This window comes from Trinickia sp. NRRL B-1857 (assembly GCF_050470685.1).
GTDB lineage: Bacteria > Pseudomonadota > Gammaproteobacteria > Burkholderiales > Burkholderiaceae > Trinickia.
In genome coordinates this window covers 3,246,063-3,272,845 of sequence record NZ_JBFLUK010000001.1, presented here as the reverse complement: position 1 = coordinate 3,272,845, position 26,783 = coordinate 3,246,063, and the positions used below count along the sequence as shown (strand labels likewise).

Annotated in this window: 23 protein-coding genes; 13 read left to right on the top strand and 10 right to left on the bottom strand. The window is 63.9% G+C overall.

Features of this window, described 5'->3' with window-relative positions:
- Positions 1–41 precede the first annotated feature (41 nt).
- From AB1286_RS14615 to AB1286_RS14605, 3 genes are read right to left on the bottom strand one after another with little or no spacing between them, the layout of a single operon-like run.
- Positions 42–668, bottom strand: a complete 627-nt coding sequence (locus AB1286_RS14615) for an HAD family hydrolase (protein ID WP_430363944.1) — start codon at positions 666–668, stop codon at positions 42–44.
- A 24-nt stretch (positions 669–692) separates the two neighbouring features.
- Positions 693–2,528, bottom strand: coding sequence for a M24 family metallopeptidase (locus AB1286_RS14610; RefSeq protein WP_430363943.1), 1,836 nt, complete (start codon positions 2,526–2,528; stop codon positions 693–695).
- A gap of 15 nt (positions 2,529–2,543) precedes the next feature.
- Positions 2,544–2,798, bottom strand: coding sequence for a hypothetical protein (locus AB1286_RS14605; protein ID WP_430363942.1), 255 nt, complete (start codon positions 2,796–2,798; stop codon positions 2,544–2,546).
- 379 nt (positions 2,799–3,177) lie between these two features.
- Between AB1286_RS14605 and hemA the strand changes: the two genes are divergently transcribed.
- The 7 genes from hemA to AB1286_RS14570 all read left to right on the top strand — a co-directional run bounded on the left by hemA (position 3,178) and on the right by AB1286_RS14570 (position 10,760).
- On the top strand, positions 3,178–4,473 hold the full coding sequence (gene hemA, locus AB1286_RS14600) for a glutamyl-tRNA reductase (protein ID WP_430363941.1): 1,296 nt from the start codon (positions 3,178–3,180) through the stop codon (positions 4,471–4,473).
- 84 nt (positions 4,474–4,557) lie between these two features.
- Entirely contained in the window at positions 4,558–5,640 is a 1,083-nt protein-coding gene (prfA, locus tag AB1286_RS14595) for a peptide chain release factor 1 (RefSeq protein ID WP_430363940.1), read from the top strand.
- Positions 5,641–5,650: 10 nt separating this feature from the next.
- Positions 5,651–6,526, top strand: a complete 876-nt coding sequence (gene prmC, locus AB1286_RS14590; RefSeq protein WP_430363939.1) for a peptide chain release factor N(5)-glutamine methyltransferase — start codon at positions 5,651–5,653, stop codon at positions 6,524–6,526.
- Positions 6,527–6,692: 166 nt separating this feature from the next.
- Complete coding sequence (locus tag AB1286_RS14585; RefSeq protein ID WP_430363938.1) at positions 6,693–8,774, top strand: PAS domain-containing protein; 2,082 nt, start codon at positions 6,693–6,695, stop codon at positions 8,772–8,774.
- Between the two features lie 86 nt (positions 8,775–8,860).
- The gene (gene grxD / locus AB1286_RS14580; protein WP_430363937.1) at positions 8,861–9,172 is read left to right on the top strand and encodes a Grx4 family monothiol glutaredoxin; all 312 of its coding nucleotides are present in this window, start codon (positions 8,861–8,863) and stop codon (positions 9,170–9,172) included.
- A gap of 60 nt (positions 9,173–9,232) precedes the next feature.
- Positions 9,233–9,829: a UbiX family flavin prenyltransferase gene (locus tag AB1286_RS14575; protein ID WP_430363936.1), complete on the top strand. Its 597-nt coding sequence runs from the start codon at positions 9,233–9,235 to the stop codon at positions 9,827–9,829.
- Between the two features lie 148 nt (positions 9,830–9,977).
- Positions 9,978–10,760, top strand: a complete 783-nt coding sequence (locus AB1286_RS14570; protein ID WP_430365069.1) for a DODA-type extradiol aromatic ring-opening family dioxygenase — start codon at positions 9,978–9,980, stop codon at positions 10,758–10,760.
- Between the two features lie 136 nt (positions 10,761–10,896).
- On the opposite strand, the gene AB1286_RS14565 is transcribed toward AB1286_RS14570, so the two are convergent.
- Positions 10,897–12,489: an APC family permease gene (locus tag AB1286_RS14565; RefSeq protein WP_430363935.1), complete on the bottom strand. Its 1,593-nt coding sequence runs from the start codon at positions 12,487–12,489 to the stop codon at positions 10,897–10,899.
- 441 nt (positions 12,490–12,930) lie between these two features.
- On the opposite strand from AB1286_RS14565, the gene AB1286_RS14560 reads away from it, so the two are divergent.
- Complete coding sequence (locus tag AB1286_RS14560; protein ID WP_430363934.1) at positions 12,931–13,134, top strand: cold-shock protein; 204 nt, start codon at positions 12,931–12,933, stop codon at positions 13,132–13,134.
- Between the two features lie 128 nt (positions 13,135–13,262).
- Here AB1286_RS14560 and AB1286_RS14555 read toward each other — a convergent pair whose 3' ends face one another.
- Positions 13,263–14,513 (bottom strand): Hsp70 family protein, encoded by a 1,251-nt coding sequence (locus AB1286_RS14555; protein WP_430365068.1) that lies wholly within the window; start codon positions 14,511–14,513, stop codon positions 13,263–13,265.
- A gap of 190 nt (positions 14,514–14,703) precedes the next feature.
- On the opposite strand from AB1286_RS14555, the gene AB1286_RS14550 reads away from it, so the two are divergent.
- Positions 14,704–16,176: an MFS transporter gene (locus AB1286_RS14550; RefSeq protein ID WP_430363933.1), complete on the top strand. Its 1,473-nt coding sequence runs from the start codon at positions 14,704–14,706 to the stop codon at positions 16,174–16,176.
- A 36-nt stretch (positions 16,177–16,212) separates the two neighbouring features.
- On the opposite strand, the gene AB1286_RS14545 is transcribed toward AB1286_RS14550, so the two are convergent.
- Positions 16,213–17,508 carry an MFS transporter gene (locus tag AB1286_RS14545; RefSeq protein WP_430363932.1) on the bottom strand — a complete coding sequence of 432 codons (1,296 nt, stop codon included), beginning with the start codon at positions 17,506–17,508 and terminating at the stop codon, positions 16,213–16,215.
- 248 nt (positions 17,509–17,756) lie between these two features.
- On the opposite strand from AB1286_RS14545, the gene AB1286_RS14540 reads away from it, so the two are divergent.
- Positions 17,757–18,419 carry a TetR/AcrR family transcriptional regulator gene (locus AB1286_RS14540; RefSeq protein WP_430363931.1) on the top strand — a complete coding sequence of 221 codons (663 nt, stop codon included), beginning with the start codon at positions 17,757–17,759 and terminating at the stop codon, positions 18,417–18,419.
- A gap of 28 nt (positions 18,420–18,447) precedes the next feature.
- Positions 18,448–19,062 carry a DUF1415 domain-containing protein gene (locus AB1286_RS14535; RefSeq protein ID WP_430363930.1) on the top strand — a complete coding sequence of 205 codons (615 nt, stop codon included), beginning with the start codon at positions 18,448–18,450 and terminating at the stop codon, positions 19,060–19,062.
- Here AB1286_RS14535 and AB1286_RS14530 read toward each other — a convergent pair.
- Complete coding sequence (locus tag AB1286_RS14530) at positions 19,059–19,895, bottom strand: class I SAM-dependent methyltransferase (protein WP_430363929.1); 837 nt, start codon at positions 19,893–19,895, stop codon at positions 19,059–19,061. The two genes, AB1286_RS14535 and AB1286_RS14530, sit on opposite strands and share 4 nt — an antisense overlap.
- Before the next feature lie 340 nt (positions 19,896–20,235).
- Here AB1286_RS14530 and AB1286_RS14525 point away from each other — a divergent pair, with 340 nt between their 5' ends.
- Positions 20,236–20,559, top strand: a complete 324-nt coding sequence (locus AB1286_RS14525) for a DNA-binding protein (protein WP_116135361.1) — start codon at positions 20,236–20,238, stop codon at positions 20,557–20,559.
- Between the two features lie 73 nt (positions 20,560–20,632).
- On the opposite strand, the gene AB1286_RS14520 is transcribed toward AB1286_RS14525, so the two are convergent.
- The gene (locus tag AB1286_RS14520; RefSeq protein WP_430365067.1) at positions 20,633–21,778 is read right to left on the bottom strand and encodes a methyltransferase; all 1,146 of its coding nucleotides are present in this window, start codon (positions 21,776–21,778) and stop codon (positions 20,633–20,635) included.
- 193 nt (positions 21,779–21,971) lie between these two features.
- Here AB1286_RS14520 and AB1286_RS14515 point away from each other — a divergent pair, with 193 nt between their 5' ends.
- Entirely contained in the window at positions 21,972–22,556 is a 585-nt protein-coding gene (locus tag AB1286_RS14515; protein WP_430363928.1) for a hypothetical protein, read from the top strand.
- 122 nt (positions 22,557–22,678) lie between these two features.
- Here AB1286_RS14515 and AB1286_RS14510 read toward each other — a convergent pair whose 3' ends face one another.
- Both AB1286_RS14510 and AB1286_RS14505 read right to left on the bottom strand, forming a co-directional pair.
- Positions 22,679–24,592, bottom strand: a complete 1,914-nt coding sequence (locus AB1286_RS14510) for a methyl-accepting chemotaxis protein (RefSeq protein ID WP_430363927.1) — start codon at positions 24,590–24,592, stop codon at positions 22,679–22,681.
- 266 nt (positions 24,593–24,858) lie between these two features.
- Positions 24,859–26,691, bottom strand: a complete 1,833-nt coding sequence (locus AB1286_RS14505) for a putative bifunctional diguanylate cyclase/phosphodiesterase (RefSeq protein WP_430363926.1) — start codon at positions 26,689–26,691, stop codon at positions 24,859–24,861.
- Between the last annotated feature and the right edge of the window lie 92 nt (positions 26,692–26,783).

Here is a 26,783-nt window from a genome sequence, read left to right as displayed (position 1 = left end):
GGCAGCGGCACCGGCAACGGTGTCGCTGCCGATACGGCTTACTAGCCGAACGCAAAGCCCAGTTCCCGCAGCCTCGCTTCGGTCGCCGCGGCGCTCGTGTGGTGAATGCCATGCCAGCCCGCAACCGCGGCGGCGTGCGCGTTATGGAGGTTGTCGTCGATAAAGACGATCTCGCCCGGCGCCACGCCCGGCAATTGACGATCGATCCGAGAAAACGCTTCGGCATATATCCGCGGATCGGGTTTGACGAGCTTCACGCGCCCCGATACGACCACGTCGCGAAACCGCCGCAACACATCGTAGCGCTCCCACGCATAGGGAAACGTCTCGTCCGACCAATTCGTGAGCGCGAACAGCGGTACACCGGCCGCCTCTAGCTTATCGACGAGCGCGACGCTGTCGACAAACACCCCCGCGATCATTTCTTGCCACCGGTCGTAAAACGCGCGAATACGCTCGGCTTCGTGCGGAAAACGCTCGATGAGCTCCTGAGTCCCCGACGCGATCGAATAACCGCAGTCTTGCCGCATCACCCAATCCATCGTGCAAACTTCGGTGAGGAAGCGGCGACGCTCATCCGCGTCGGGAATCAGCTTGCGATACAGGTAATCGGGGTTCCAATCGATAAGCACCCCGCCGAAATCGAAGACGACGACCTTCGGTTTCATGCGAACTCCTTTGTCGTTATGGCTTCAAATCGGTTGCGTACGCGCGTGCAGCCACGCCTGCGCGCGCTCGCCCACCAAGGGCGACACGCGCGAACGCACCATCTCGTGATACGCGTTGAGCCATTCCCGTTCGTCGTCGCGCAGCAGCGATACCGTCACGCAACGCGTATCGATCGGGCACAGCGTCAAGGTTTCGAAGGCGAGGAATGCACCGAACTCGGTCTCGCCGTCGGCACGGCTCAGCACGAGGTTCTCGATTCTCACGCCCCATCGGCCCGGCCGGTAGACACCGGGCTCGACGGACGTAATCATGCCCGCTTCCATCGCCGTGTGCGCTTCAGGCTGCGCATAGTGGGAAATCACCTGCGGTCCTTCATGCACGTTCAAGAAATAGCCCACGCCGTGGCCGGTGCCGTGGCCGTAGTCGATGCCCGCCTCCCAAATCGGCGCCCGCGCGATCGCATCGAGCATCGGGCTGCGGATACCGCGCGGAAAACGCGCCCGCGATAACGCAATCATGCCCTTGAGCACGATCGTGAAATCGCGCCGCTGTGCCTCGGTGATCGTCCCGACCGGAACGACACGGGTAATGTCCGTCGTGCCGGTTACGTATTGCCCGCCGGAATCGATAAGGAGCAAACCATCCCCTTCGATACGCGCGTGCTCGGCCGGCGTCGCACGGTAATGCGGCATGGCGCCGTTGCCGTTGAAGCCGGCGATCGTCGCGAAGCTCGGTGAGATAAACCCGGGCCGGCATGCGCGCTCGGCTGTCAGCCGCTCGTCGATCGTCAGTTCGGTAATGGTCTCCCGACCGAGCGCATCTTCGAGCCACGTGAAGAATTCTGCCAGCGCCGCACCGTCTTCCTCCATCGTCCGGCGCACGTGCACCGCCTGCTCGTCCGTCTTACGCGATTTCGCGAACGTCGAAGGATTGACGGCCTCGACGATGCGGACGGTGGCGGGCACCGCCTCGCGCGACCCGAGCGTCACGCGGCGCGGATCGAGCAAGAGCGTCGATCCTTCGGGGAGCGTCGCGAGTGCCGCGCGCGCTTGCTCGTACGGGGCGACACGGATGCCGTCCCGGCCAAGCGCCTCGGCGATCTCGGGCGATACCTTGCCCGCTCCGACGAAAAGCGTCGCCTCGTCGAGACCGACGAGCATATGCGCAACGAAGACCGGGTTGAAATTGACATCGGCCCCGCGCAAGTTCGTGAGCCAGGCCACGTCGTCCAGCGTCGAGATCCAATGCCACTGCGCCGCGTATTCGCGCATCGCACCTCGCACGAGCGTCAGCTTTTCCGCGCGTGTCGCGCAGGCGTGCGCCGTCGCATGTTCGAACACGGGACTCGCCGGTAGCGCCGGACGATCGGTCCACACGGCATCGAGCAGGTCCAGATCGGTGACGAGTGCGATCGCGCGCGCATCGAGCGCCTCGCGCAGCGTGCGCGCGGGGGCAAGGCCGAGCACCGCGCCGTCCACGCCGACCCGCTCGCCCGGGGCAAGCCGCTTCGCTAGCCAGTCCACATGCGCTTGCCCTTGCGCGCCGCCCGACATCTTGACGAGCTCGACGCCGGTTCCTGCGAGCTGCGTTTGCGCTTGGACCCAGTAACGACTATCGGCCCACACGCCGGCGAAATCGGCGGTGACTACAAGCGTACCGGCCGAGCCGGTGAAACCCGATAGCCATTGACGCGCTTGCCAGCGCTTGGGCAAATACTCGGACAGATGCGGGTCCGAGGACGGCACGATATAAGCGGCCAGTCGCGCCGCCGCCATCGCCTCGCGCAACCGAGCCAGCCGGCCAGCGCTGGGCGCATCGGATCCGCCCAGCGGGGCGTCATGAGAGAGACGATCGTTCATGTAGTACACCTGAGTTCATCGGCGAGACCCCAAGCCCACCGCCAAGGCGACGGCGACGAGCGCGAGTCCCATGCAAACGGGCCATTGCAGCGTTTCGCCGTCATGAAAAAGACCCGAGACGTCGCCGAACATTTTGGCGGCCGCAGCCGCGGCGACGCCCACGATCGATGCGACGGCCAAGCCCGCGCGGCTCGAGCGGCGCAGCGGATGCAACCACCATCCGCCCACCCCCACGGCAAGGCCTAGGACAACAATGCCTGGCCAGCCCATCAGCGCTCGCCCACGCCGCGCGTCACGTCGATGTCGGGCCCGAAGCCCCGCAGGAAACCGCCAAATCGCATGGTGCGTCTCTTATTGTGTCTATTTAAGGAGATCCAACGGGACGCCGCTTATCGGCTATTGGGGCCACATGCTTCAAGCGCCGCCCCGTGCCTTCGCGCGGCCGTCAACGCCCACCGCACGGGCGAAGCGGCCGAGTGTAGAGGCGCAACCCGCGCGATGCAACTCGTGCGTGTCGCCGGCTTCGCGGCGGTTCGCAAGCGAGCGAAGCTGCGCGTTCGCTCAGCGAGCCTTTGGGCGGAGCCGCTATAATAACCGGCTGAAATATCAGCGCCGCCCCGCTACCGAGGGCGGACACGGCACCCCACGTATGCAACTGCTCACGATCGGAATCAATCACCACACAGCGCCTGTCGCATTGCGCGAGCGCGTGGCGTTTCCGCTCGAGCAATTGAAGCCGGCGCTCGACGCCTTCCAGGGCCTGTGGCGCACGCGCTCGTCGCTCGCCTCCCCGGAAGCCGCGATCCTGTCCACCTGCAACCGGACCGAGCTTTATTGCGCCACCGACGACCGCGCCGCGCGCGAAGCCGCCCTCCAGTGGCTGTCGAGCTATCACGGTCTATCGGTGGACGAGCTGGCGCCTCATGTCTATGCGCTCCCGCAATCGGAAGCCGTCCGGCACGCCTTCCGGGTCGCCTCGGGTCTCGATTCGATGGTGCTCGGCGAAACGCAGATCCTCGGGCAGATGAAAAACGCCGTACGATCGGCATCCGAGGCGGGCGCGCTGGGCACGTATCTGAACCAGCTGTTCCAGCGTACTTTCGCGGTCGCGAAGGAAGTTCGCGGCAATACCGCCGTCGGCGCGCAATCGGTCTCGATGGCGGCGGCGGCCGTCCGGCTCGCCCAGCGTATCTTCGACAAGATCTCGAATCAGCGCGTGCTGTTCATCGGCGCGGGCGAGATGATCGAGCTTTGCGCGACGCACTTCGCCGCGCAAGATCCGCGACAACTCGTGGTCGCCAACCGCACGATGGAACGCGGCGCCAAACTCGCCGAGCGCTTAGGCGGTCAAGCGATGCCGCTGGCCGACCTACCCGCGCGCATGCACGAGTTCGACATCATCGTCTCGTGTACGGCCTCGACGCTTCCCATCATCGGCCTCGGCGCCGTCGAGCGTGCGGTGAAGGCGCGTCGTCGCCGCCCGATTTTCATGGTCGATTTGGCCGTGCCGCGCGACATCGAACCCGAAGTCGCCGAACTGCAAGACGTTTTCCTCTATACAGTCGACGACCTCGGCGCGATCGTGCGCGAAGGCAATGCGTCGCGCCAAGCCGCCGTCGCGCAGGCCGAAGCCATCATCGAAACGCGGGTGCAGGGCTTCATGCAGTGGCTCGACGCACGCAGCGTCGTCCCAGTGATCCGGCACATGCACACGCAAGCGGACCTGCTGCGCCGCGCCGAACTCGAGCGCGCGATGAAGATGCTCTCGCGCGGCGACGATCCCGCCGCCGTCCTCGAAGCACTCTCGCAAGCGCTGACGAACAAGCTGATTCACGGCCCGACGCATGCGCTCAATCGCGCGAGCAGCGGCGAGCGGGCGACGCTCGTAGAGCTGCTCGGCGGCTTCTACGAGCACGCCAAGCGCCCCGATTCGTCGGAACATTAGCGGCGCTTCCCGCTCGGGACGCGCGACGCGCGCATCCCCCCGCCTGCCTTTTCCACATTCTTTCCGGGGAGCCTCGCTCCACACATGAAAACGAGCATGCAACATAAGCTCGACCAGCTTACGACACGGCTGGCCGAGCTGAACGACCTCCTGAGCCGTGCGGACGTGACCGCGAAGCTCGAGCAGTACCGCAAGCTCACGCGCGAGCACGCCGAAATCGGCCCCGTCGTCGAGCATTACGCCCTTTGGCGCCAGGCCAACCAGGACGCGGCGACCGCGCAGGAATTGCTCTCCGATGCCTCGATGCGCGAGTTCGCCGAGGAAGAGGTGCGGGCCGCTCGCGACCGAATGACGCAGCTCGAGGACGATCTGCGCAAAATGCTACTGCCCAAAGACCCGAACGACGAGCGCAACATCTTCCTGGAAATCCGCGCGGGCACGGGCGGCGACGAATCGGCGCTGTTCGCCGGCGATCTGCTGCGGATGTACCTGCGCTATGCCGAGCGTCAGCGCTGGCAGGTCGAGATGATGTCGGAGAGCGTGTCGGACCTCGGCGGCTACAAGGAAGTGATCGTGCGCGTAGCGGGCCAAGGCGCCTATTCGCGACTGAAGTTCGAATCGGGTGGGCACCGCGTGCAACGCGTACCGGCCACCGAGACGCAAGGCCGGATCCATACCTCGGCCTGTACCGTGGCCGTCATGCCCGAAGCCGATGAAATCGGCGAGGTGGAAATCAACCCGGCGGATTTGCGGATCGATACCTTCCGAGCGTCCGGTGCGGGCGGCCAGCACATCAACAAGACCGATTCGGCCGTGCGTGTGACGCACTTGCCCACCGGCATCGTCGTCGAGTGCCAAGACGACCGTTCGCAGCACAAGAATAAGGACAAGGCGCTGAAGGTGCTCGCCGCGCGCATTAAGGACAAGCAGCACCAAGAGCAGCACGCCAAGGAAGCAGCCACGCGCAAGAGTCTCGTCGGCTCGGGAGACCGCTCGGAGCGGATCCGTACGTACAACTTCCCGCAAGGGCGATTGACCGATCATCGGATCAATCTAACGCTCTATAAGCTCGACGCGATCATGGACGGCGATCTCGACGAACTGATTGCCGCCCTCGTCAGCGAGCATCAAGCCGAACTGCTCGCCTCGCTCGGCGACGCCGACTAACGCGGGCGCCATGACATCGGGCTCAGCGCCGACCGCGCTCACCGTCACCTCCTTGCTGCGCGCCTCGCCGCTCGCGGCGCTCGACGCGCGTGTCTTGCTCGGACATGCGCTCGGCTGGCGGCGGACCGAACTCATCACGCGGGCGGACGAACCGCTCGATCCGCGGGCCGTGGCCGCATTTCGTACGCTCGAGGCAAAGCGAATCGCCGGCGAGCCGATTGCCCAAATCGTCGGCGTCCGCGAGTTCTATGGCCTCGATTTCGAGGTCACGCCCGACGTGCTAATCCCGCGCCCCGACACCGAATTGCTGGTGGAAACGGCGCTCGCGGCGATCGAATCGATTCCGCGGGCCCGCGTACTCGATCTAGGGACGGGCAGCGGCGCGATCGCCGTGGCAATCGCATCGGTCCGGCCCGATGCACGCGTGTGGGCCGTCGATCGTTCCGCAACAGCCATCGCCGTCGCGACGCGCAACGCGGCGAAGCTGCTCGACGCACACCGCCCAGGAGGCCCAATCGCGTTCTTGCAAGGCGATTGGTATGGCGCGCTCGAAGACAGTTCGATGCCGGCATCCGCATTCGAATTCGACGCGATCGTCAGCAATCCACCCTATATCGCGGCAGGCGATCCTCACCTCGAAACCGGCGATCTGCGCTTCGAACCGCGGGGCGCATTGACGGACGAATCGGACGGATTGACTGCTATCCGCGCCATCGTGGTCGGATCAGGCTCGTTTTTAGCTAAAGGCGCACATTTGCTGATCGAGCATGGCTACGATCAAGCCGCGCAGGTCCGTGCTTTATTCGAGGCGGCCGGCTTCGAGCATATCCGTTCGCTCCAAGATTTGGCCGGTATCGAACGCACCACGGGCGGACAACGCATTTAAGCGGTGCGCGGCCGCATCAAATATTGGGCCGTGCATTCCCAATCGTCCGATCGCCATCTAAGATAAATTGATGCATCCTCCGCACTGATATGATTTACCTTCGCTCGCGCGCGGGAGACGGACTTGCCGCGGACGCGTTTCAATCGAACTTCCAGCGGAGCCAACGGTGAAGTCTCCCTTGCCGTATTGCGGCGAACACGTGACTGTTCGCGGTACAGCGCTTAGCCCGGACGAGCCGGCCGAGCTCACGCAGAACAAGCTCGCTCACGTCATCCTGAACGAAATCTCCGCATTCGTAGCTTTGCTCAGCCCGTCCGGGATGGTGCTCCATTGCAATCACCACGGCCGTGGCACGCTCTTCCCCGCGCAAATCGAGTTGATCGGCCGCCCGCTCGTCGAGGTCTTCCCGCACGCGGCGCCGCATAACGACGCGCGGGAAGCGTTGCGGCGAGCACTTGCGCGCGCGGCGGCCGGAGAAACGGTCCGGCTCGATCTGCCCGCGATACCCGCCGCGCCCGGCAAACCGTCCGCGCTGCTCGCCTCGACGCTGCGTCCCGTGCGCGACGACGCGGGCGACATAGCGTTCGTGCTGATGGAAGCGCGCGAGGCCACGCAGCAGCGAAGCAACGAAGCGGCCCTTCGCGCGAGCCGCGCGGAAGCGCATCGAGGGCATGAGGCATCGGCGCGCCTGCAAGAAACCGAGCAACGATTCCGCTTGCTCGTCGACAGCGTCGTCGATTACGCGATCTTCATGCTCGATCGCGAGGGCTACGTCACAAGCTGGAACGCGGGGGCCCAGCGGATCAAAGGCTATCAAGCCGACGAAATCATCGGTCAACATTTCTCGCGTTTTTATACGGAAGAAGACCGGCGCAACGACGTGCCGGCCGCGGTGCTCGCGCAGGCGGCGAGCACCGGCAAGTTCGAGGGCGAAGGCTGGCGCGTACGCAAAGACGGCACGCACTTTTGGGCGAACGTGCTGCTCGATGCCATCATCGGCCCGGGCGGCGAGGTGATCGGCTTTGCCAAGGTCACGCGCGACCTCACGGAAAAGCGCAATATCGAGGCGCAGTTGCGGCAGTCGCAGAAGATGGAAGCGATCGGGCAGCTCACAGGCGGCATCGCGCACGACTTCAACAATCTGCTCCAGGTCGTGATCGGCAGCCTGGAAGGTCTCCAGCGGCGCGTCGGCAGTTTCGGACAAACGCAGCAAGGCACGGACATGACGCGCTTCGTCGAGAACGCGCTGCGAGGCGCAGATCGTGCCGCGAACCTAACGCGGCGTTTGCTGGCTTTTTCGCGCCGCCAGACGCTCGACGCCAAGCCGACCGATGTCGGCAAGCTCGTCACCGGTATGTCCGACTTGCTTCGGCGCACGCTCGGCGAAGCCATCTCGATCGAAACCGTGAATGCCGCCGAGCTCCGGCGCGTATCGGTCGACGCGAACCAGCTCGAAAGCGCGCTGCTCAATCTCGCCGTCAATGCACGCGATGCGATGCCCGGCGGCGGCAAGCTCACGATCGAAACGGCCAATTGCATGCTCGACAAGTCGTATGTCTCGCGCTTCGAGGGACTCGAAGCAGGGGCGTATGTCATGATCGCCGTGAGCGACACGGGCACGGGGATGACCAAAGACGTGCTCGAGCGAGCCATGGAGCCGTTTTTCACGACGAAGGAAGTCGGCCACGGAACCGGGCTCGGGCTCAGCCAGGTCTACGGTTTCGTCAAACAATCGGGCGGCCACGTGCGCATTTACAGCGAGCTTGAGCAAGGCACGACCGTCAAGCTGTTCCTCCCGCAGCTCGCCGGCGAGACGTCCGTCGACGAACTGCACGAGCACCGGCCCGTGCGGGGTAGCCGCGTCGGCGAAACGATCCTCGTCGTCGAGGACGACGAAAACGTGCGAACGGCGACGAGCGATATGTTGCGCGAGCTCGGTTACCGGGTCGTGGTAGCGGCCGATGGTCCCAGTGCCCTGCGCCTCGTTGCCGAGCGGCCCGAGATCCGGCTACTGTTTACGGACGTCGGGCTGCCCGGCGGCATGAACGGGCGCGAATTGGCCGACGCGGTCAGGGCGAACCGCCCCGAGCTGCCGGTGCTGTTCACGACCGGCTACGCACGCAATGCGATCGTGCATCACGGCCGGCTCGACGCCGGGATCAACCTGCTGTCGAAGCCTTTTACCTATGCCGAGCTGGCGGACAAGCTGAGCAGCATGCTCACCGGCGCGCCCGGTGTGAGGCACTAGGCGCACTAGGCCCGGTCGGCTCGCGAGGCCGAAATCCGCTATCATTGGCCCCTAACTTTTTCCTGCGCGCTAAGCCAAGGTCAGTCATGGATACGCAACAACGCATCAAGCAAATCGTCGACGAAAACGCTGTAGTCCTTTTCATGAAGGGCAACGCGCAATTTCCGATGTGCGGCTTTTCCGGCCGCGCCGTCCAAATTCTGAAGGCGTGCGGCGTCGATCAGTTCAAGACGGTCAACGTGCTCGAGGACGAAGAAGTCCGTCAGGGCATCAAGGAATTCTCGAACTGGCCGACGATCCCCCAACTGTATGTGAAGGGCGAATTCGTCGGCGGCTCGGACATCATGATGGAGATGTATCAGTCGGGCGAGCTGCAACAACTGTTCGCCGCGGCGTAAGCCGATACGGCGCCTCGGCCCGCCGAGCGCCGGCCACATCGGTTACCCCACGCTTTAGCCATGTCTTGCTCCAGTGTACGGACGCGCCGGCTGATCGTCGCGATCACGGGCGCCACGGGCGCCGTCTACGGCGTACGCCTGCTCGAAACGATGCGGCGTATCGAAGGACTGGAGACCCACCTCGTCGTCTCCAGCGCAGGCTGGCTCAATCTTCAGCACGAACTCGGCTTGACGAAGGACGACGTCCATTCGCTGGCCGATGTCGCGCATAGCGTGCGCGACGTCGGCGCGAGTATCGCCTCGGGCTCCTTCGCGACCGACGGCATGATCGTCGCGCCCTGTTCGATGAAAACCCTCGCGAGCATCGCTCACGGCCTCTCCGACAATCTCATCGCGCGGGCCGCGGATGTGACGCTCAAGGAGCGCCGGCGCCTTGTGCTGCTCGCACGCGAGACGCCGCTGAATCTCGCCCATCTACGCAATATGACGGCCGTGACCGAGATGGGCGGCGTCATCTTCCCGCCTCTACCCGCGTTCTATAACCGGCCGGCATCGATCGACGAGATGGTCGACGACACCGTCGCGCGCGTGCTCGATATGTTTTCGCTGGGTCCGGCGCTCGCCGCGGCCTGGACGGGGCTGCGCGGCGACGCGTAATCCGAGGCCGTTCGGCTGAGTCGATCCGCAACTCTCACGACACGATTCGTTTCGCGAAAGCGGGTTTCTCCGCTTGGGTCTCGGGCATATAGTCGTCTAAGACCCACTAACGATCGTCGGCCGGGCCTCCCGCGCCGCTATGCCATCCATGTCACGTTTGCCGTCTCTCTTCCTATCCCACGGTGCGCCCACGCTACCGATCGACCCCTCGATGCCTTCGGGCGAGTTTGCAACGCTCGGCGAGCGCTTGCCCCGTCCGCGCGCGATCTTGATGCTGTCGGCGCATTGGGGCACGAATACCCCGATCGCCAGCACGGCCGAGCGCCCCGAAACGATCCACGATTTCTACGGCTTTCCACGCGCCCTTTACGAGTTGCAATACCCGGCGCCGGGCGCGCCCGACGTGGCGCGCGCGGCGGCGGCGCTGCTCGATGCTGCCGGTATGGCGGCGCAAACCGAGCCGCACGGCCTCGATCACGGCGCCTGGGTCCCGCTGCTGCTGATGTATCCGCAGGCCGACATCCCCGTTGCGCAACTCTCGATTCAGCCGCACCGCGATCCGGCGCATCACTATGCACTGGGGCGGGCCCTGCGCCCCCTGGCCGCGGACGGCATCTTGATCGTAGGCTCGGGGCAAATCACCCACAACCTGCGTGCGGCCGATTTTGGGGCGAAACCGGGCGACGCCGACCCGCGCGTCGCGCAGTTCACCGACTGGTTCGAGTCGCGGCTGGCCGAGCGCGACGTGCGCGCGTTGTTGGAATACCGGTCGCAAGCGCCGCATGCCGCATTCATGCATCCGACCGACGAGCATTTGCTGCCCGTGTTCGCCGCGCTCGGCGCGGCAAGCGACGACTACACGCTCGACATTCAATCGCTCGGGACGTATCAGCGGGCGTTGGCGATGACGAACTACGTCTTCGCCGGGTAATACGCGCGGCAGTTGTAAGCCGCCGGCACCGCCCAAACACAAAGGCCCGTCTGACGATCAGACGGGCCTTTGTGTTTGACCTCAAGTCACGACTCACCCGCGCACAAGGCGCGGGCGGCGCGATAGGCGCGATCGATTAGACGCCGACGCCTTCGAGAATGTCTTCCTCGGACTCGCGCTCGTCGAGATACCGCGTACGGTAGCCCGTGTTCACGCCCCAGAAGTAGAAGCCGAGCGCGATCACCGCGACGACGAGCATGTCCCAACCGTACGGGAGGTAGCCCATCCCGCCGAATTCCTTGCTGCCGAAGATCGACAGGACGGCCATCGTCGGCAGATACGCGACGAGCCACCAGGCCGCTTTCAGGTCGGCGCCCCAGCCGCTAAAGCCGGACTTGCTCTGGTAGTAGAAGTAAATCGGCAGCGCGACGACCATCAGCAAGATGATCTCGCCCGTGAGCGGCCACTTCGCCCAATACAGCACCAGCGACGCGCAGACGAACGCGAACGGCGCGATGACGTTCATGAGCGGCAGCTTCAGCGGACGCTCGACCTCGACGGCCGTGCGGCGCAGCGCCATCAGGCTGATCGGACCCGTCAGATACGAGATCACGGTCGCGACCGAGATGACGGCGGCGAGCGAGCTCCAGCCGCGGAAGAAGAACATGAAGACGAACGAGACGGCGAGGTTGAACCACATCGCGTTGCGCGGCACGCCATAGAACGGGTGCACGTTGCCGAACATCTTCGGCAGCGTGTTGTTGCGCTCCATCGCGTAGATCATGCGGGTCGTCGTCGCCATGTAGGTCGTGCCCGTACCGCTCGGGCTCACGAACGCGTCGACGTACAGCAAGATCGCGAGCCAGTTCAGGTTCAACGCAATCGCGAGTTCCGCGAACGGCGAGGCGAAGTTGAAGTGGCTCCAGCCCTTCGCGACGTCGGCCGGGTTGACCGCGCCGATATACGCGATTTGCAACAGCACGTAGATCACGAGCGCGAGCAGAATCGAGCCGATGACGGCAAACGGAACGCTCTTGGACGGGTTGCGCGCTTCACCGGCAAGATTCACCGGGCTTTGGAAACCGTTGAAGCTGAACACGATGCCGCTCGTGGCCACCGCCGTGAACACCGCCGACCAGCCGTACGGCGCGAACGAGCCCGTGCTGCCGAAGTTCTCGCTATGGAAGCCGGAGAGCAACAGACCGAGGATCGTGAGACCGGGGATGATGAACTTGAAGACGGTAATAGTCGTATTCGCCCGTGCGAACACTTTCACGCCCCAGTAGTTGAGCATGAAGTAGACGATCACGAGCAGCGCCGACAAGAACAAACCCGGCGCCGTCAGCGAGCCGTTCACGAACAGATTGTGCGCCCAAGGATAAGGCCACGTGCTCATGTACTGGATCGACGCTTCGGCCTCGATCGGGATCACAGAGACGATGGCGATCCAGTTCGCCCATGCGCTGATGAAGCCCACAAGCGCGCCGTGCGAATAGCGCGCGTAGCGCACCATGCCGCCCGATTCCGGGAACATCGCCCCGAGTTCTGCATACGTCAGCGCGATCGCAAGGATCACTACCGCGCCGATGATCCATGCGCACAGAGCCGCCGGTCCCGCGATCTTTGCCGCCTTCCACGCACCGAACAGCCAGCCGGACCCGATGATCGAGCCTAGGCCGGTAAGCATCAGCGCAAATGGCCCGATGTTCCGTTGAATAGAACTTTTCACAACCTCTCCTTGGGGATATACGAATCGCGCGCGGGTGGGGGGACACGCGCCAATCTGCAAGAAACGTGCAACCGATGCGGGCTGTGCGGCGAGGGGGGAACCGCAACTTGGCGCAACCACATCGCGCGGCGCGTAGTTTACCGGTTGCAATCACTTAATTGGTGCAAAATGATCCGTCACCAGCAAAAAAAGATCATGAAATGAAAGGTTTGTAAGAGGATTCGGGGCCTGTGCAGACGAATCCCGATGCTGCGTCGCGAAATTGTATTGACCTCGGCGCCATTTCGCCGTATAAAGATGAGGCAGGATTTCAAGTGGCGAGTGTTGATTGGTCTTTCGTAGTTCGCCCCCATCAGGTACTCCGGTTGTCCTATTACCCTTCCTTGATTTTCGTGCACCCCCAGGCTTTGGCCTTTTTTACCCAATTTAGGAATACGTAATATGGAAACCGGTACCGTTAAGTGGTTCAACGACGCTAAGGGCTTTGGCTTCATCACCCCGGATGGCGGCGGCGAAGACCTCTTCGCGCACTTCTCGGAAATCCGCGTCGACGGCTTCAAGACGCTCCAAGAAAACCAAAAAGTGTCGTTCGAAGTGAAGACGGGCCCCAAGGGCAAGCAAGCTGCTAACATCAAGCCGGTGTAAAGCGCTTGGCTGCTCTAATGCGCTCGGTCGCGTTAGAGCAGCGACATGCAGCGTAAGCGCTCAGCGCTTCGCGAATAAAAACCCCGCATTTAGCGGGGTTTTTATTTTTGGCAAATCGACGCGACGCGCTAGGCAAAGATGCGCTGGGCGTGAATGCCGAGCCCGGCCGCCACACTCGCGAGCCGATCGCCGAAAACGGGCTTCGCCTCCGGAAACGCCGCACATAGCGCATTCGTCAGGAAGTGCAGGCCCGTCGTGCCGCCCGTGAAGTAGAGCGCGTCGACTTCGCCGAGCGCCACACCCGCCGCCTTCACCGTCTCCCGCGCCGCCTGCGCGATCCGTTGCGCCTCCTCCTTGCCGGCCGCGATCAGTTGAGCCTCGTCGAAGGCAATCCTCAGATCGGCTTCCACGTCGTCCAGATCGATCGACGTTTCCCCGCCCGCCGACACGCCGATCTTGGCTTCTTCGGCACGCGCCGCAAGCGAATGCCCAAGACGGCGTTCGACGACGCGCATGAGCCGCTCGTGATGCCGCACGTCGCGATAGAGGTGGCGCATCAATGCCAGTTCGCCCACACGCTTGCCCGAATAGATCGTATTGATGAGGTGCCAGGTGGCGAGGTCGAAATAGATTCGATTCGGCACTTCGCGCCCCTCGGCATCGAGCGACCGGTAGCCGAGCTCGGGCAAAATCGTCTCGAGCTCGACGCGCCGGTCGAAGTCGGTCCCGGCCACGTGTACGCCGTGATGCGCAAGCACGTCGTCCTTACGCTCGATCCGGCCCATACGCTGCGGCCCGACGCGTACGAGCGAGAAGTCCGAGGTACCGCCGCCGATGTCGGCAACGAGCACCAACGCTTCTTCCTGCAAGCGCGATTCGTAGTCGAAGGCGGCGGCGATCGGCTCGTATTGAAAGTGAATTTCTTTCAAACCGGCCGAGCGCGCGGCGTTTTCGAGCTGCTGCTGGGCCAGTTGATCGGCGCGCGGATCTTCGTCGACGAAAAACACCGGGCGACCCAACACGGCCCGCTCGATCGATTCGCCCGCGCAGGTTTCGGCCTGCCGCTTCAGGAACGCCACGAAAATCGCGATGATCTCCGTGTACTTGATCGCGCTGCCGTCGCCGAGATCGGTCGCGGTCTCGGCAAGCGACGAACCGAGGATGCTCTTCAGCGAGCGCATCAAGCGGCCGTCGAAGCCGTCGATGTACTCGGCCAGGGCGGCGCGGCCATAAACGCGCCTATGTTCATCGGTATTGAAAAAGACGGCTGTGGGCAACGTCGTATGCGCGCCCTCGACGGGCGCAAGCATCATCGTCTCGCCGCGCGGCAAGGCCACGGCGGAGTTGGACGTGCCGAAGTCGATCGCACAATAGGGCATCGCTTGCATCGCAACTCGCTTTATGCGAACAGAAGGAGGCGCTTTTTATCACGAACTCCGAATGCGAGCAATCCGTGCGCCACTCGAGCGGCGCCTTTCGCCGCCGGGCATGCGATATGCGGCGCAGGCGAACGGCCCGGCATCGCCCGCACGGCCGGCCGCCACCGCATCCATCAGGAGAATGTCCACGATGAGCCTGGAGACAGCGGCGCCTATTCCCGCCTCGCGCACCGACGTAATCGAAACCGACCTGCCCTCCCGGCTCGATCGGCTGCCCTGGGGGCGCTTTCATACGTTGATTGTCGTCGCGCTCGGCGTCACCTGGCTGCTCGACGGGCTCGAGGTCACGTTGGCCGGCGCCGTTGCAGGGGCGTTGAAAGCCAGTCCGATTCTTCATTTGACCGATGGCGATATCGGTCTGGCCGGTAGTAGTTACATTGCCGGCGCCGTGCTCGGCGCCCTCGGCTTCGGCTGGCTCACCGACCGGCTCGGCCGGCGCAAGCTGTTTTTCATGACGCTCGGCCTGTATCTCGCCGCCACCGCCGCGACGGCGCTCTCATGGAACTTCGCGAGCTTCGCGGCGTTACGCTTTTTGACGGGCGCCGGAATCGGCGGCGAGTACGCCGCGATCAATTCGACGATTCAAGAGTTCACGCCCGCGCGCGTGCGCGGGTGGACCGACCTCGGCATCAACGGAACATTCTGGGTGGGCGCGGCACTCGGGGCCGGCGGCTCGCTCGTACTGCTCGATCCGCATCTCATACCGGGCGATTGGGGCTGGCGCGCATGCTTTTTCATTGGCGCGGCGCTCGCACTCGTCATCGTCTTCATGCGTATGTGGGTGCCCGAAAGCCCCCGCTGGCTGCTGACGCACAATCAACCGGTGTACGCGATTGAGATCGTCGAGCAGATCGAGGCGCGCTTTCGCCGCCTCGGCCGGCGACCGCTTTCGGACGAATTGCGCACGCTGCGTTTCGCCCGGCGCGATAGTACGCCGTTCGCCGAGGTGTTTGAAGCGCTCTTCGTCACGCATCGGCGCCGCTCGCTCGTCGCCCTCGCGCTCATGACGGCGCAAGCGTTCTTCTACAACGCAATTTTCTTCACCTACGCGCTCGTGCTCACCGATTTCTACGGCGTACCGGCCGGTGAGGTCGGTTGGTATCTGCTGCCGTTCGCGCTCGGCAATTTCCTCGGCCCGATCGTGTTGGGCCACGCATTCGACGCGATCGGGCGGCGCACCATGATCGCGTTCACCTATGCGGTATCGGGTCTCCTGCTGATCGGCAGCGGCTATCTATTCGCGCGCGGCGTGCTCACCGTTCGTGAACAAACGATCGCGTGGATGGTGATTTTCTTTTTCGCGTCCGCGGCGGCGAGTTCGGCCTACCTCACCGTCAGCGAATCGTTTCCGCTCGAGATCCGCGCGCTCGCGATCGCCGTGTTTTATGCATTCGGCACGGCGCTCGGCGGTATCGCGGGCCCCGCCGTTTTCGGGCGGCTCATCGATACGCAGCAACGCGGCGCCGTGTTCGAGGGCTATCTGGTCGGATCGGCGTTGATGCTGGCCGCCGCGGTCATCGCCGCGATATGGGGGGTCGACGCCGAGCGAAAACCGCTCGAGCACGTCGCGACGCCCCTCTCCGCGTTGCGTGACGCACCTTGAGCGATTAGCACCGCCCCGGCACTTGTCCGTGGAGCGTTAAGCGGCCGTTGCCGTCGCGCCGACGGGGCGCGCGGCGCCGTGGCGGTGAATGCGCAGCACGAGAATCGACGCAATCAAACAAAGCCCGCCAGAGATCATCGAGGCCACGGTGTACGTGCCGAGGCTCGAGCGCAGCACGCCCGCGCCGTAGGCGGCGAACGCCGCGCCCAATTGATGGCCCGCCACGACCCAGCCGAACACGACAGGCGCCGACTCCTTGCCGAACGCATCGTTCGTCAAACGCACCGTCGGCGGCACCGTCGCGATCCAATCCAACCCGTAGAATGCCGCGAACACCGGCAGCCCGAAAAAGTCGATGCCGAATGCGTAGGGGAGATAGATCAACGAGAGCCCGCGCAATCCGTAATACCAAAACAGCAGCACGCGGCTGTTGAACCGATCGGAGAGCCAGCCCGAGAGCGTCGTGCCGAACAGATCGAAGATGCCCATCGCCGCGAGCAGCGACGCGCCCTGCACTTCGCTGAATCCATAGTCGCCGCACATGGCGATCAGGTGAGTGCCGACATAGCCGTTCGTGCTGGCGCCGCAAATGAAGAAGCTAAAAAATAGCAACCAGAAATCGCGCGACTTGCTGGCCGAGGCGAGGGTCCCGAACGCGATCGCGAGCGGGTTTTGCGCCGAGTGGGCGTCGGTGCGCGGCGCATCGTGCGGCTCACCATAGGGGCGTAGACCGACACTCGTCGGACGCTCGGGCAGCAAGAACGCAACGAGCGGCAGCACCAGCGCGGCGACGATGGCCACGATCATGACGACGGGCCGCCAGCCGTGATGCTCGGCCACGGCGGCGAGCATCGGCAAGAATACGAGCTGGCCGGTGGCGGAGCTTGCGGTAAGCACGCCCATCACGAGCCCGCGACGCTGCACGAACCAGCGATTGACGACGGTGGCCGACAACGTCAGCGCCGCGACACCCGTCGCGCTACCGACCATCACGCCCCAGATGAGGATCATTTGCCAAGGCGCCGTCATCATCGACGACAGCGCGACGCCGCCCGCCATTACCACGAGCGCCGTCATCAAGGTGGGCCGCACCCCGAAGCGCTGCATCGATGCGGCGGCGAACGGTCCGGTGAGCCCATAGAGTGCGATGTTGACGGAGATGGCGAGCGAGATCGTCGCCCGGCTCCAACCGAACTGATGCTCCAGCGGCACCATCATGACGCTTGGGGTGGCGCGGGTGCCGGCGGCGGCGAGCAGCACCAGGAACACCACGGCTGCCACCACCCAGCCGTAGTGCGCGCGGCCGTTCATTTTTCTTGCAATCCAGTTCATCGGCATTCCCGTCGATGTGCGCCGGCGCCCCGCTGGGCGGGCCGTTGCGCTGAGTTAGCATGCTGCGTTCGGACGTCCCCGTATCGCATCCCGGAGGACCGCCCATCACGTTTGTTACAGACCTGTCACAACTGAGAGTTGCCATCGTAGTGACCGGTCAGTAACATGTCAAGCGGGTCAAATTCGTAGTCATGCACGATCGAGCGAGAAACGCGACAATCGCGGTCGCTCCAACCGGATGGTTCTCAATGAAAGACAGACACGCCGAGGGCTCCCGCCCGCGCGCATCGGTGGCCAAGACGGCCGCCGGCCGTACGCGCCCGCACACCGACGGCGCCACGGCGCAGCAGCTGTTGCTGCGCGCGGCCAGCGAGCTTTTCTATCAAGAAGGCGTACGCGCGGTCGGCGTCGATGCCGTGGTCGAGCGCGCCGGCGTCAACAAGATGAGCCTGTACCGCCAATTCGCCTCGAAAGACGATTTGGTCGCGGCCTATCTCGAAGATGCGAACGACTGCTTTTTCGGCCATTTCGACAAAAGCATCGGCATGCACCCGGGCGAGCCCGTCCGGCAGATCGCCCAATATTTCGAGGATCTGGCCTGGCGCGCGTCGCGCGAAGGCTACCGCGGCTGCCCGTTCGTCAACGTCGCCGCCGAATTCCCCGATCCGGCTCACCCGGCGCGGGAAATCGTTGCGCGTAACAAGGCGCAGTTGATCGAGCGCCTCACCGAACTGACGACGGCCGCGGGCGCCGACGATCCCGCCGGCCTCGCCGACGCGCTAGCGCTGCTCGTCGAAGGCGTCTACGCGGCCAGTCAAACGTTCGGTCCCGGATGCGGACCCATCACCGCGGCGCCGCGCGTCGCGGCGCAACTCGTCGCGGCGGCCTGCGCCCGGCGCGTCGGTGCGTAAAATGCCGAGTTTTGGCACCGGAACCGACATGTCGACCCTCACCGCTCTCCCCGCCGCCGACGAAGTGCTTGCCGCCACGCGGCATTGGCTCGTGAGGGCCGTGATCGGTCTCAATCTGTGCCCCTTCGCCAAGGGCGTGCATACGAAGCAACAGATTCGCTACGTGGTGAGCGAGGCGAACGAGCTGGAAGGCATGTTGACCGTGTTGGAGGCCGAACTCACCGCCTTGGCCGAGGCCGATCCCGAACGCATCGACACGACGCTGCTGATCTTTCCGCATGCCTTCGCCGATTTCCTCGAATTCAACGACGCGCTCTTCTTCGCCGAGCGGCTGCTCGGGCAGCTGCGGCTCGACGGCGAGCTCCAGATCGCGAGCTTCCATCCACACTATCAATTCGAGGGCACCGAGCCCGAGGACATCGAGAACTACACGAATCGGGCACCCTACCCGATCTTGCATCTGCTGCGCGAAGCGAGCGTCGCGCGCTCGGCCGAGGCCTTCCCCGATGCCGCCGATATTTACGAGCGCAATCAAGAAACGATGCGCCGCCTAGGCCACGAAGGCTGGCGCCGCTGGATGGACGAACCCGCGGGGGCCGCTGCCGCTACGCCGTCGGGCGCACCGAAGGCCCCCGCCGACTAAGCCGGCGAAAAAAAACGCTCGCGCAACGAATCGAGGCCGAACGTATCGAGCACTTCATTCAGACGCTCGGACGGCCGGCGCCGCGGCAAGTCCTTGTATTGGGCGACGATGAGTTCGTTCTTCATCGAATGCTCCCAGCCCACGAGTTCCGTGACCGACACTTGATAGCCGTGCGCCTCGAGTTGCAGGCATCGCAAGACGTTCGTGATCTGGCTGCCGAATTCCCGCGTATGCAAGGGATGGCGATAAATCTCAGTGAGCGCGTGGCTCAGCGATTTGCCCTTGTTGCGCCGAAGCACCCCGGCCACCTCGGCTTGGCAGCACGGCACGAGCACGATGTCGTGCGCGTGCTTTTCCAGCGCGAAGCGAATCGCATCGTCGGTTGCCGTATCGCAGGCATGCAGCGCCGTGACGACGTCGATCGTCTCCGGCAGCCCCGACGAAGCGATCGAATCGGCCACCGATACGTTCAAAAACGACATCGCCTCGAAGCCGAGCCGGGCAGCCAGCTCGGTCGACTTCTCGACCAGTTCGGCGCGCGTCTCGATCCCGTAGATCCGCGAGCCCGTGCCGGGCGGCAAGGACTTGAAAAAAAGATCGTAGAGAATAAAACCAAGATAAGACTTGCCCGCGCCGTGATCGACGAGCGTCACGGCGCCGCGCTCTTGCACCGCGCGCGCGAGCAACGGCTCGATGAATTGGAACAGGTGATAAACCTGCTTCAGCTTGCGCCGGCTGTCTTGGTTCATCTTGCCGTCGCGCGTCAGGATATGGAGTTCCTTAAGCAGTTCGACGGATTGGTCGGGGCGAATTTCGTAGGTTTTGGTCGACATAGTGGCACCGCGCTCGTGCAAGTCGCCGCGAGCGTGCGACAGCCTACAGAAACGCAAAAACAATCGCGTCAGTTTACCGAAAAGCGCGCAAGACGCTCGAAAGCGGGCTGGAACGGTTTATGCATCGACGCGCAGACGCATTTTTTTCCATTCCGGCGAAGCGAGGCGCAACTCACGCAGTAGCCCCGCCACGACAAGGGCGGCGAAGCCCGGGGCGACGGCCGCGCGAAGATACGCCCGCTTAAGCGTTACGTAACGGTTACGTCGCAAAGGCGGCGCCGAGCGCGGCCGGCCTGACTGCCCTAGGCGAGCAGGTCACGTTGAACAAAGGACGACAGCAATGGCTACGATACCCAACGGAGACGCGGAGCAGAAGTTTCAAGCGATGCTCGCCAACCTCCTTACGCCGCCCTCGGGCTGGTCGGAAAAGCAGCAGCTCGAACTCGAGATGGCTCGCGACATTTCCGTCGAAATGCTGCGCCTTGCAGAGTCGATGCGCGACTCCGATCCCGGACTCGAGGCCCTGCTCACGCTGCTCAAGTATGCGAAGGTCGTCGATTTCATCTTGACCACGCTCGCATCGAGACGCGATATCCGCCCGCAGACGCTGCGCGTCATTTTCAAGCTCGCGGGATTGAAAGTCGACGAAGCCTACCCGGGCTGAACCGTCGCATCCAACGACTCGAGCCTTGCGCGCCGGCCGGTGCGCAAGGCTCGTTCGTTTTTTCCTTGTCCGTTCAAGACTTCGCCGCGAGCCGCCAAAGCGACGTCACCTCGGCCGCCCGCGCACGATAAAGCGGATCCGAGGGATCCGTCGCCTTGGGGTGAACCGGCCGGATGTCGTCGCGACCGATCACGCGCAAGCCGGCCGAGTCGATCATCTCCAGCAACGCCTCGCGCGTGCGCAACCCGAGATGCTCGGCGAAATCGGACAAAATCAGCCACCCTTCCCCGCCCGGCTCCAAGTGCGCCGTCAGACCGTCCAAGAACCCGCGTAGCATGCGGCTGTCCGGATCGTAGACCGCGCGCTCAACCGGAGAACTCGGCCGCGCGGGCAGCCAGGGCGGATTGCAGACGATCAGCGGCGCGCGCCCGTCCGGGAAAAGATCCGCCTCGCAGACCTGCACCTGTTCGCCCAAGCCCAGACGCTCGACGTTTTCGCGGGCGCAAGCGAGCGCACGTGCATCGGCATCGGTGGCGACGATACGGGCAACGCCTCGCTTGGCGAGCACCGCGGCAAGTACGCCCGTGCCCGTGCCGATATCGAACGCGAGCGAGCACGAGGGCAGCGGGGCACGCGCGATGAGTTCGATATATTCGCCGCGCACCGGCGAGAACACGCCGTAGTACGGATGAATACGCGCGCCGAGCGCCGCGATTTCCACGCCCTTCTTGCGCCACTCATGCGCGCCGATCAATCCGAGCAATTCCCGCAGCGAGACGACCGACGGCTCGCCGCCTTGCTCGCGCGCCTCGCCGTACACCTCGCGGCACGCCTCGCCGACGTCGGGCGCGCGTCGCAGCGGAATCGAATAGTCGGCGTCGAGCGGAATCAAGACCATGCCGAGCGTGCGCGCGCGTTGCGCCTGCGCTTGCCGATGGGCGTTGAACGCGTCGAGGGGCGTCGCCGCGGGCTTGCGGGGCTTGCGCTCGATGCGCCGCGCCATGGCCTGCACGAGTTGCCGCGCGTTTTGAAAATCGCCGCGCCAGAGCAGCGCGACGCCTTCGCTGGCTTGGCGAAAAGCCGCGTCGGCGGTCATGAGGTCGTCGGCGAGTACGACGCGCCGCGGCGGCGCGACGCCGGCTTCGGAGCGCCAGCGCGCGCTGTGGGCTACGGCACCGTCGGTCCATTGGATGACGGGAAAGGTCGGATCGGTGGTCACTAAACGAAAGAGGTAGGGAAAAACGAGAAACGACAAAGCGTACAAGCCGACACGATACCGCGCTTTTGCAACGACGCCCCGCGCCGACCGCTCGCGCGCCTCTCTTTAGTCCGACTTTGGGGCCGACGTGTACCGCGCGAGATCGGCGTGCGATCTAATCGATCCGTCCCATCCACCGTAAGGAGCGAAGCCAATGAATGTCACTCAAGCGACCACCCCTGCACCCGTCACCGTCCCCGAACCCGGACAGTATTGGGCCGGCCAAGGCGGCATCTATGCCGGCGTGTTACCGGGCAATGCCGAACATGGCGCACAGCACTTGGTCTTTTCGACAGATGAGGGCGTCGAACTCAAATGGAGCGACACGAGCGTGGATCAGTTCGCCGCCAGGAGCACCTTCGACGGCGCGGCGAACACGGAAACGCTGATCGAGGCTGCGGGAGACTACCCGGCCGCGAAATGGGCGCACGCATACGAGAAAGACGGCCACCATGACTTTCATCTGCCGTCGCGGGAAGAATGGGACGTCGCTGCCGCAAAGATCCCGAGCCAATTCTCGAACAACACGTGGTATTGGACGAGCACCGAACACTCGTACAACGAGGCGTACGGCGAGAACTTCGCAGGCGTGGAGAACGAGTCGTTTTACAAGGTATTCACGGGCAACGTGCGCGCCGCGCGGACGATTCCGGCGCCCGAATACGATATGCCGCTACCCGCACCTGCCCCGCTCGCGGAGCCCGTGTCCTGCGCACCGGCCGCGGCACGCTTCGCTTAAATCGTATCGAGCGGGGGTTGCGCTTGGTGGCGAGCACGCGCCGGGCAGCGCCCAGCGCTCCCCACAAAAGCGGTCGATGCCGCCGGGGATCCGGACGGCATCGACCTTTACCGCATGAGGCGTTAAACCTTGAATGCGCCCACGACGCCCGACAACGACCCGGTCTGATCTTGCATCGATCGGGCCGAGGCCGCGACCTGCTCGACGAGCGCGGCGTTTTGCTGCGTGGTCGTATCGAGCTGCGCGATCGCTTGATTGACCTGCTCGATTCCGCGGCTTTGCTCCCCGCTCGCCGTCATGATTTCGCTCATGATGGCGGCGACGTTCGTCGTAGCCGTGATGATGTCGCTCATCGTCTGACCTGCTTGCCCGACGAGCGCGCTACCCGATTCGATCTTGTCGGCCGAATCGGCGATCAGCGCCTTGATGTCCTTGGCCGAAGCGGCCGCGCGCTGAGCCAGATTGCGCACTTCGCTTGCGACGACCGCAAACCCGCGACCTTGCTCGCCGGCGCGCGCCGCTTCCACGGCAGCGTTGAGCGCGAGGATGTTGGTCTGGAACGCGATGCTGTCGATCACGCCGATGATCGCCACGACCTTTTGCGACGACTCGTTGATCGAGCTCATCGTCTTGACGAACTCGTCGATGACCTCGCCGCCGCGCGTAGCCGCCGTGGACGCCGCGGTCGCGAGCGTGTTGGCTTCGTTCGCGTTATCGGCGTTTTGCTTGACCGTGCCCGTAATCTCTTCCATCGAAGCCGCCGTCTCTTGCAGCGAAGCGGCTTGCGCTTCGGTGCGCGCCGACAGGTCTTGATTGCCGCTCGAGATTTCACGCGACGCGGCCGATAGCGAGGCCGCACCTGTCACGACTTCCTGCACGACACCTTGCAGACGAGCGACGAATCGATTCAGGCTGCGCGCCACCGAAGCGAACTCCTTGCCGCCCGTTTCGGGCAGACGGCGCGTGAGGTCCGCCTCGCCGGCCGACAATTCGTCGATATTGCGTTTGAGCGCGGCAAGCCGTCCCATGAATGCGCGAATCCCGCCGATCATGACGACCAGCAACAGAATCGCCATCGGCACTTGCACTGAAGCCAACCCGGCCAAGATGCGATTGCTGTTGGCCATCAACATCGAGGACGGAACGGCGGTCGCGATGAACCACGGGCTACCGGGGATCGGCGTCAGAAAAAGCGTCTCTTCACCGTCCGCCGCATCGAAGCTGCCGGTTGCTTCGCCGCCCGATTGCACCTCGGGCAGCAGCTTTTGAATCTCGGCCGCCATCGGCGAACTTTGCGCGATGTCCGACACGTTCTTCAAGACGATATTGCCTTGGATCTTCGTGCTGTTGCTAACGATCTTTCCATCGCCTTCGACGATCAGGATCTGACCGTGAATCTTCTCCTCCATGTCGGCCACGAGATGGTTGAAGAAGCCGAGCGTCACATCGATCGTGGCGACGCCATACAACTCGTCGCCCTTGTAGATCGCCATCGCGCAGTTCGTGCGCGGCTGCGGGCTCGCGTCGTCTTGGTAGGCCTTGGCCCATTTGCAATGGCCCTTCGGGGCCGTCTTGCCGTTCTCGTACCAGGGCTGTTCCCAGTAGTTCAGCGATTCCGGCGAATTCCAATGCGTGTTCACCGCGAGCTGTCCCGATTGAGCGTCGCGCGCGAAGAACGTGCTGAACTTGTCGCGGCCGGCTTCGCGCTTGTTGGGCAGCGGCCAAATGCCGCCGCCGAAGACGTTTTGATCGCCGTATTGATCGACGAGCGCCGGCAGCAACTTATCGATCTGATCGCTGTCGAGCTGCGCGACGGTTTGTGTAATGCTGCGCTGTTGCGCTTCGACTTGCCGCAACTGCTCGCTGATGCGCACGGAGATTTGGTCGACCTTGGCGGCGATGACCTTGCCTTCGAGCGTCGCGAGCTTAGGCGTCACGAATAGGCGGATCACGGCGAACGTTGCGATCAGCAAAGCAGCGAAAGCGACGCAGGCGACGATGGTAAAGCGGGTCTGAGTGGACGCGGGTGCTTTCATCTAGTTGTTGTCGGATAGGGTAATCAAGGAATGCAGCCTGTCTATCGGCAGATGAATCGCGCCTCTTGAAGATAAAAATAGGGGGACAGTAGAAGCAGCATTCGAAGAAACGACCGAATGCGCATGTTGCAACGCAATGCGGATCGTTTGCTGTTGCGGCGCAAAAGCCATGCGTCGAGCATGGGGCACATCGTCGGCACGGGTTCCCCGCACCGCACCATTGCTTCACGTCACGCGCGGCATGCCGCACGACGAGCGGCCTCGCTTCATATCGCCGCTACGTTGCGCCGCTGGCCGCGAGACTCGGCATAGGCGGCGACGGGCAACATCGCGCCTTGCAACAATAAACGCGTGGCGGCGTCGGCATCGAGCGGCTTGCTGAAGAGAAATCCCTGCGCGTCGACGCAACCGAGGCCGACGAGAAACGCGCGTTGCGCCTGTGTTTCCACCCCTTCCGCGATGACGGCGAGCTCGAACGCATTGGCGAGCGTCACCACCGCGGTCGCAATGGCGCCCGAGTCGCCCGCGCCGATTCCGCGCACGAACGCGCGATCGATCTTGATGCGATCGACCGGCAATGTGCGCAACTGGCTCAAGCTCGAATAGCCCATGCCGAAATCGTCGATCGCGACCCGCATGCCGAGGCGGCGGAATTCCGCGAGTCGACGCGCCGACGCCTCCGGGTTGTTCATCAGCGCCGTCTCCGTGACCTCGAGTTCGAGTAGCGAAGGATCAGTCCCTGTCTCGAGCAAGACACGCTGGAACGTCGATACGATGTCCGCGCGTTGCAATTGGAGCGGCGAGACGTTGACGGAGATCGGCACCGGCCCCACTTGCAGTTCACGCCATATCGCCGCCTGCTCGCACGCCGCGCGCAGCACCCACTCCCCAAGCGCCGACACGAGCCCCGATGCTTCGGCCACGGCCACGAAATCGACGGGACTGACGATGCCCTGCTCGTCGTCGCGCCAGCGCACGAGCGCTTCGAGCCCGCGCACCTTGCCGGTACGCATATCCACTTGCGGCTGGTAATTCAAGTGCAGCTTTCCGCCTTCGATCGCTTTTCTTAGGCGTCCTGACAATTTGAGGCGCGCGTCGGCATCGCTGCGCATCCGATGACGGTAGAACTCGAAACAGTTGCGGCCGCGGCCCTTGGCCACATACATCGCCATATCGGCCGCACGTATCAGCGATTCCGCATCGGCACCGTCCTCGGGAAAGGCGCTAATACCGATGCTCGCGCCCACGACCAGTTCGTGCCCCGCTACGACAATCGGCTCCGCGAGCGCGCGCAGCACCGCGCCGGCAAGGGCCTCGTCCTCACACGACTCGCTGACGACGACGAATTCGTCGCCGCCGTAGCGCCCGACGAGATCGCCCGGCCCCGAACAGGCCGTGAGCCGTCCGGCCACTTGCACGAGGAGTTGGTCGCCGATGTTGTGGCCCAGCGCATCGTTCACGGTCTTGAAGGCATCGAGGTCGATAAACAGGACATGCACCTGTTCGGCCCGCGCGATCCTTGCCTGAAGCTTGGCTGTGATCGTCAAGCGGTTGGCCAATCCCGTGAGACTGTCGCGCTCGCTCAGTTCGCGCAGACGCTGCGAGCGCTCGGACAGCTTCCTATAGACGTCGTACGTCGTTTTCGCCAATACGAGCGGATAGCCGATGATGACGGGCACCCACGCCAGCGCCGCGTGCAAATCCATGCCATGCTGCACCTGCGCGCCGAAAACGAGCAGGCCGGTCCCCGTGCCGAATGCCATTGCGAGCAGGCCGCAACCGAAAAGGCGCCAGCCGCCCGCCGCCATGTTGTCGATGGCGAACATAAGGAAGACGACGACGCTTGCGATCGGCGCGAAATGCACGGCGGCGACGAACCATCCGCCCGCGATCGAATCGACCATGAAATTCCAGCGCTCGCGCACGAGCGGCGCGGGCGCGTTGCGCACACGCAAAAAGGCCGCATGGGGCCAGATGAAGCAGACCGTCGCGATAGCGGCGGCGACCCAAATCGGCGCATGCTGCGAGTGCAGCAAAATCAGTAGCGGAAAAAAGCCCACCCCAAATCCGAACAGGCGCAACACGTAGATGCGGCGCACGAAGCCGGCACCCGGGCGTGGCGTATCCGCGCGTAAAGCGATGGGAGCTACGGTCGAGCGAGGCGACTGATAGTGCATGTCGAGGATGATGC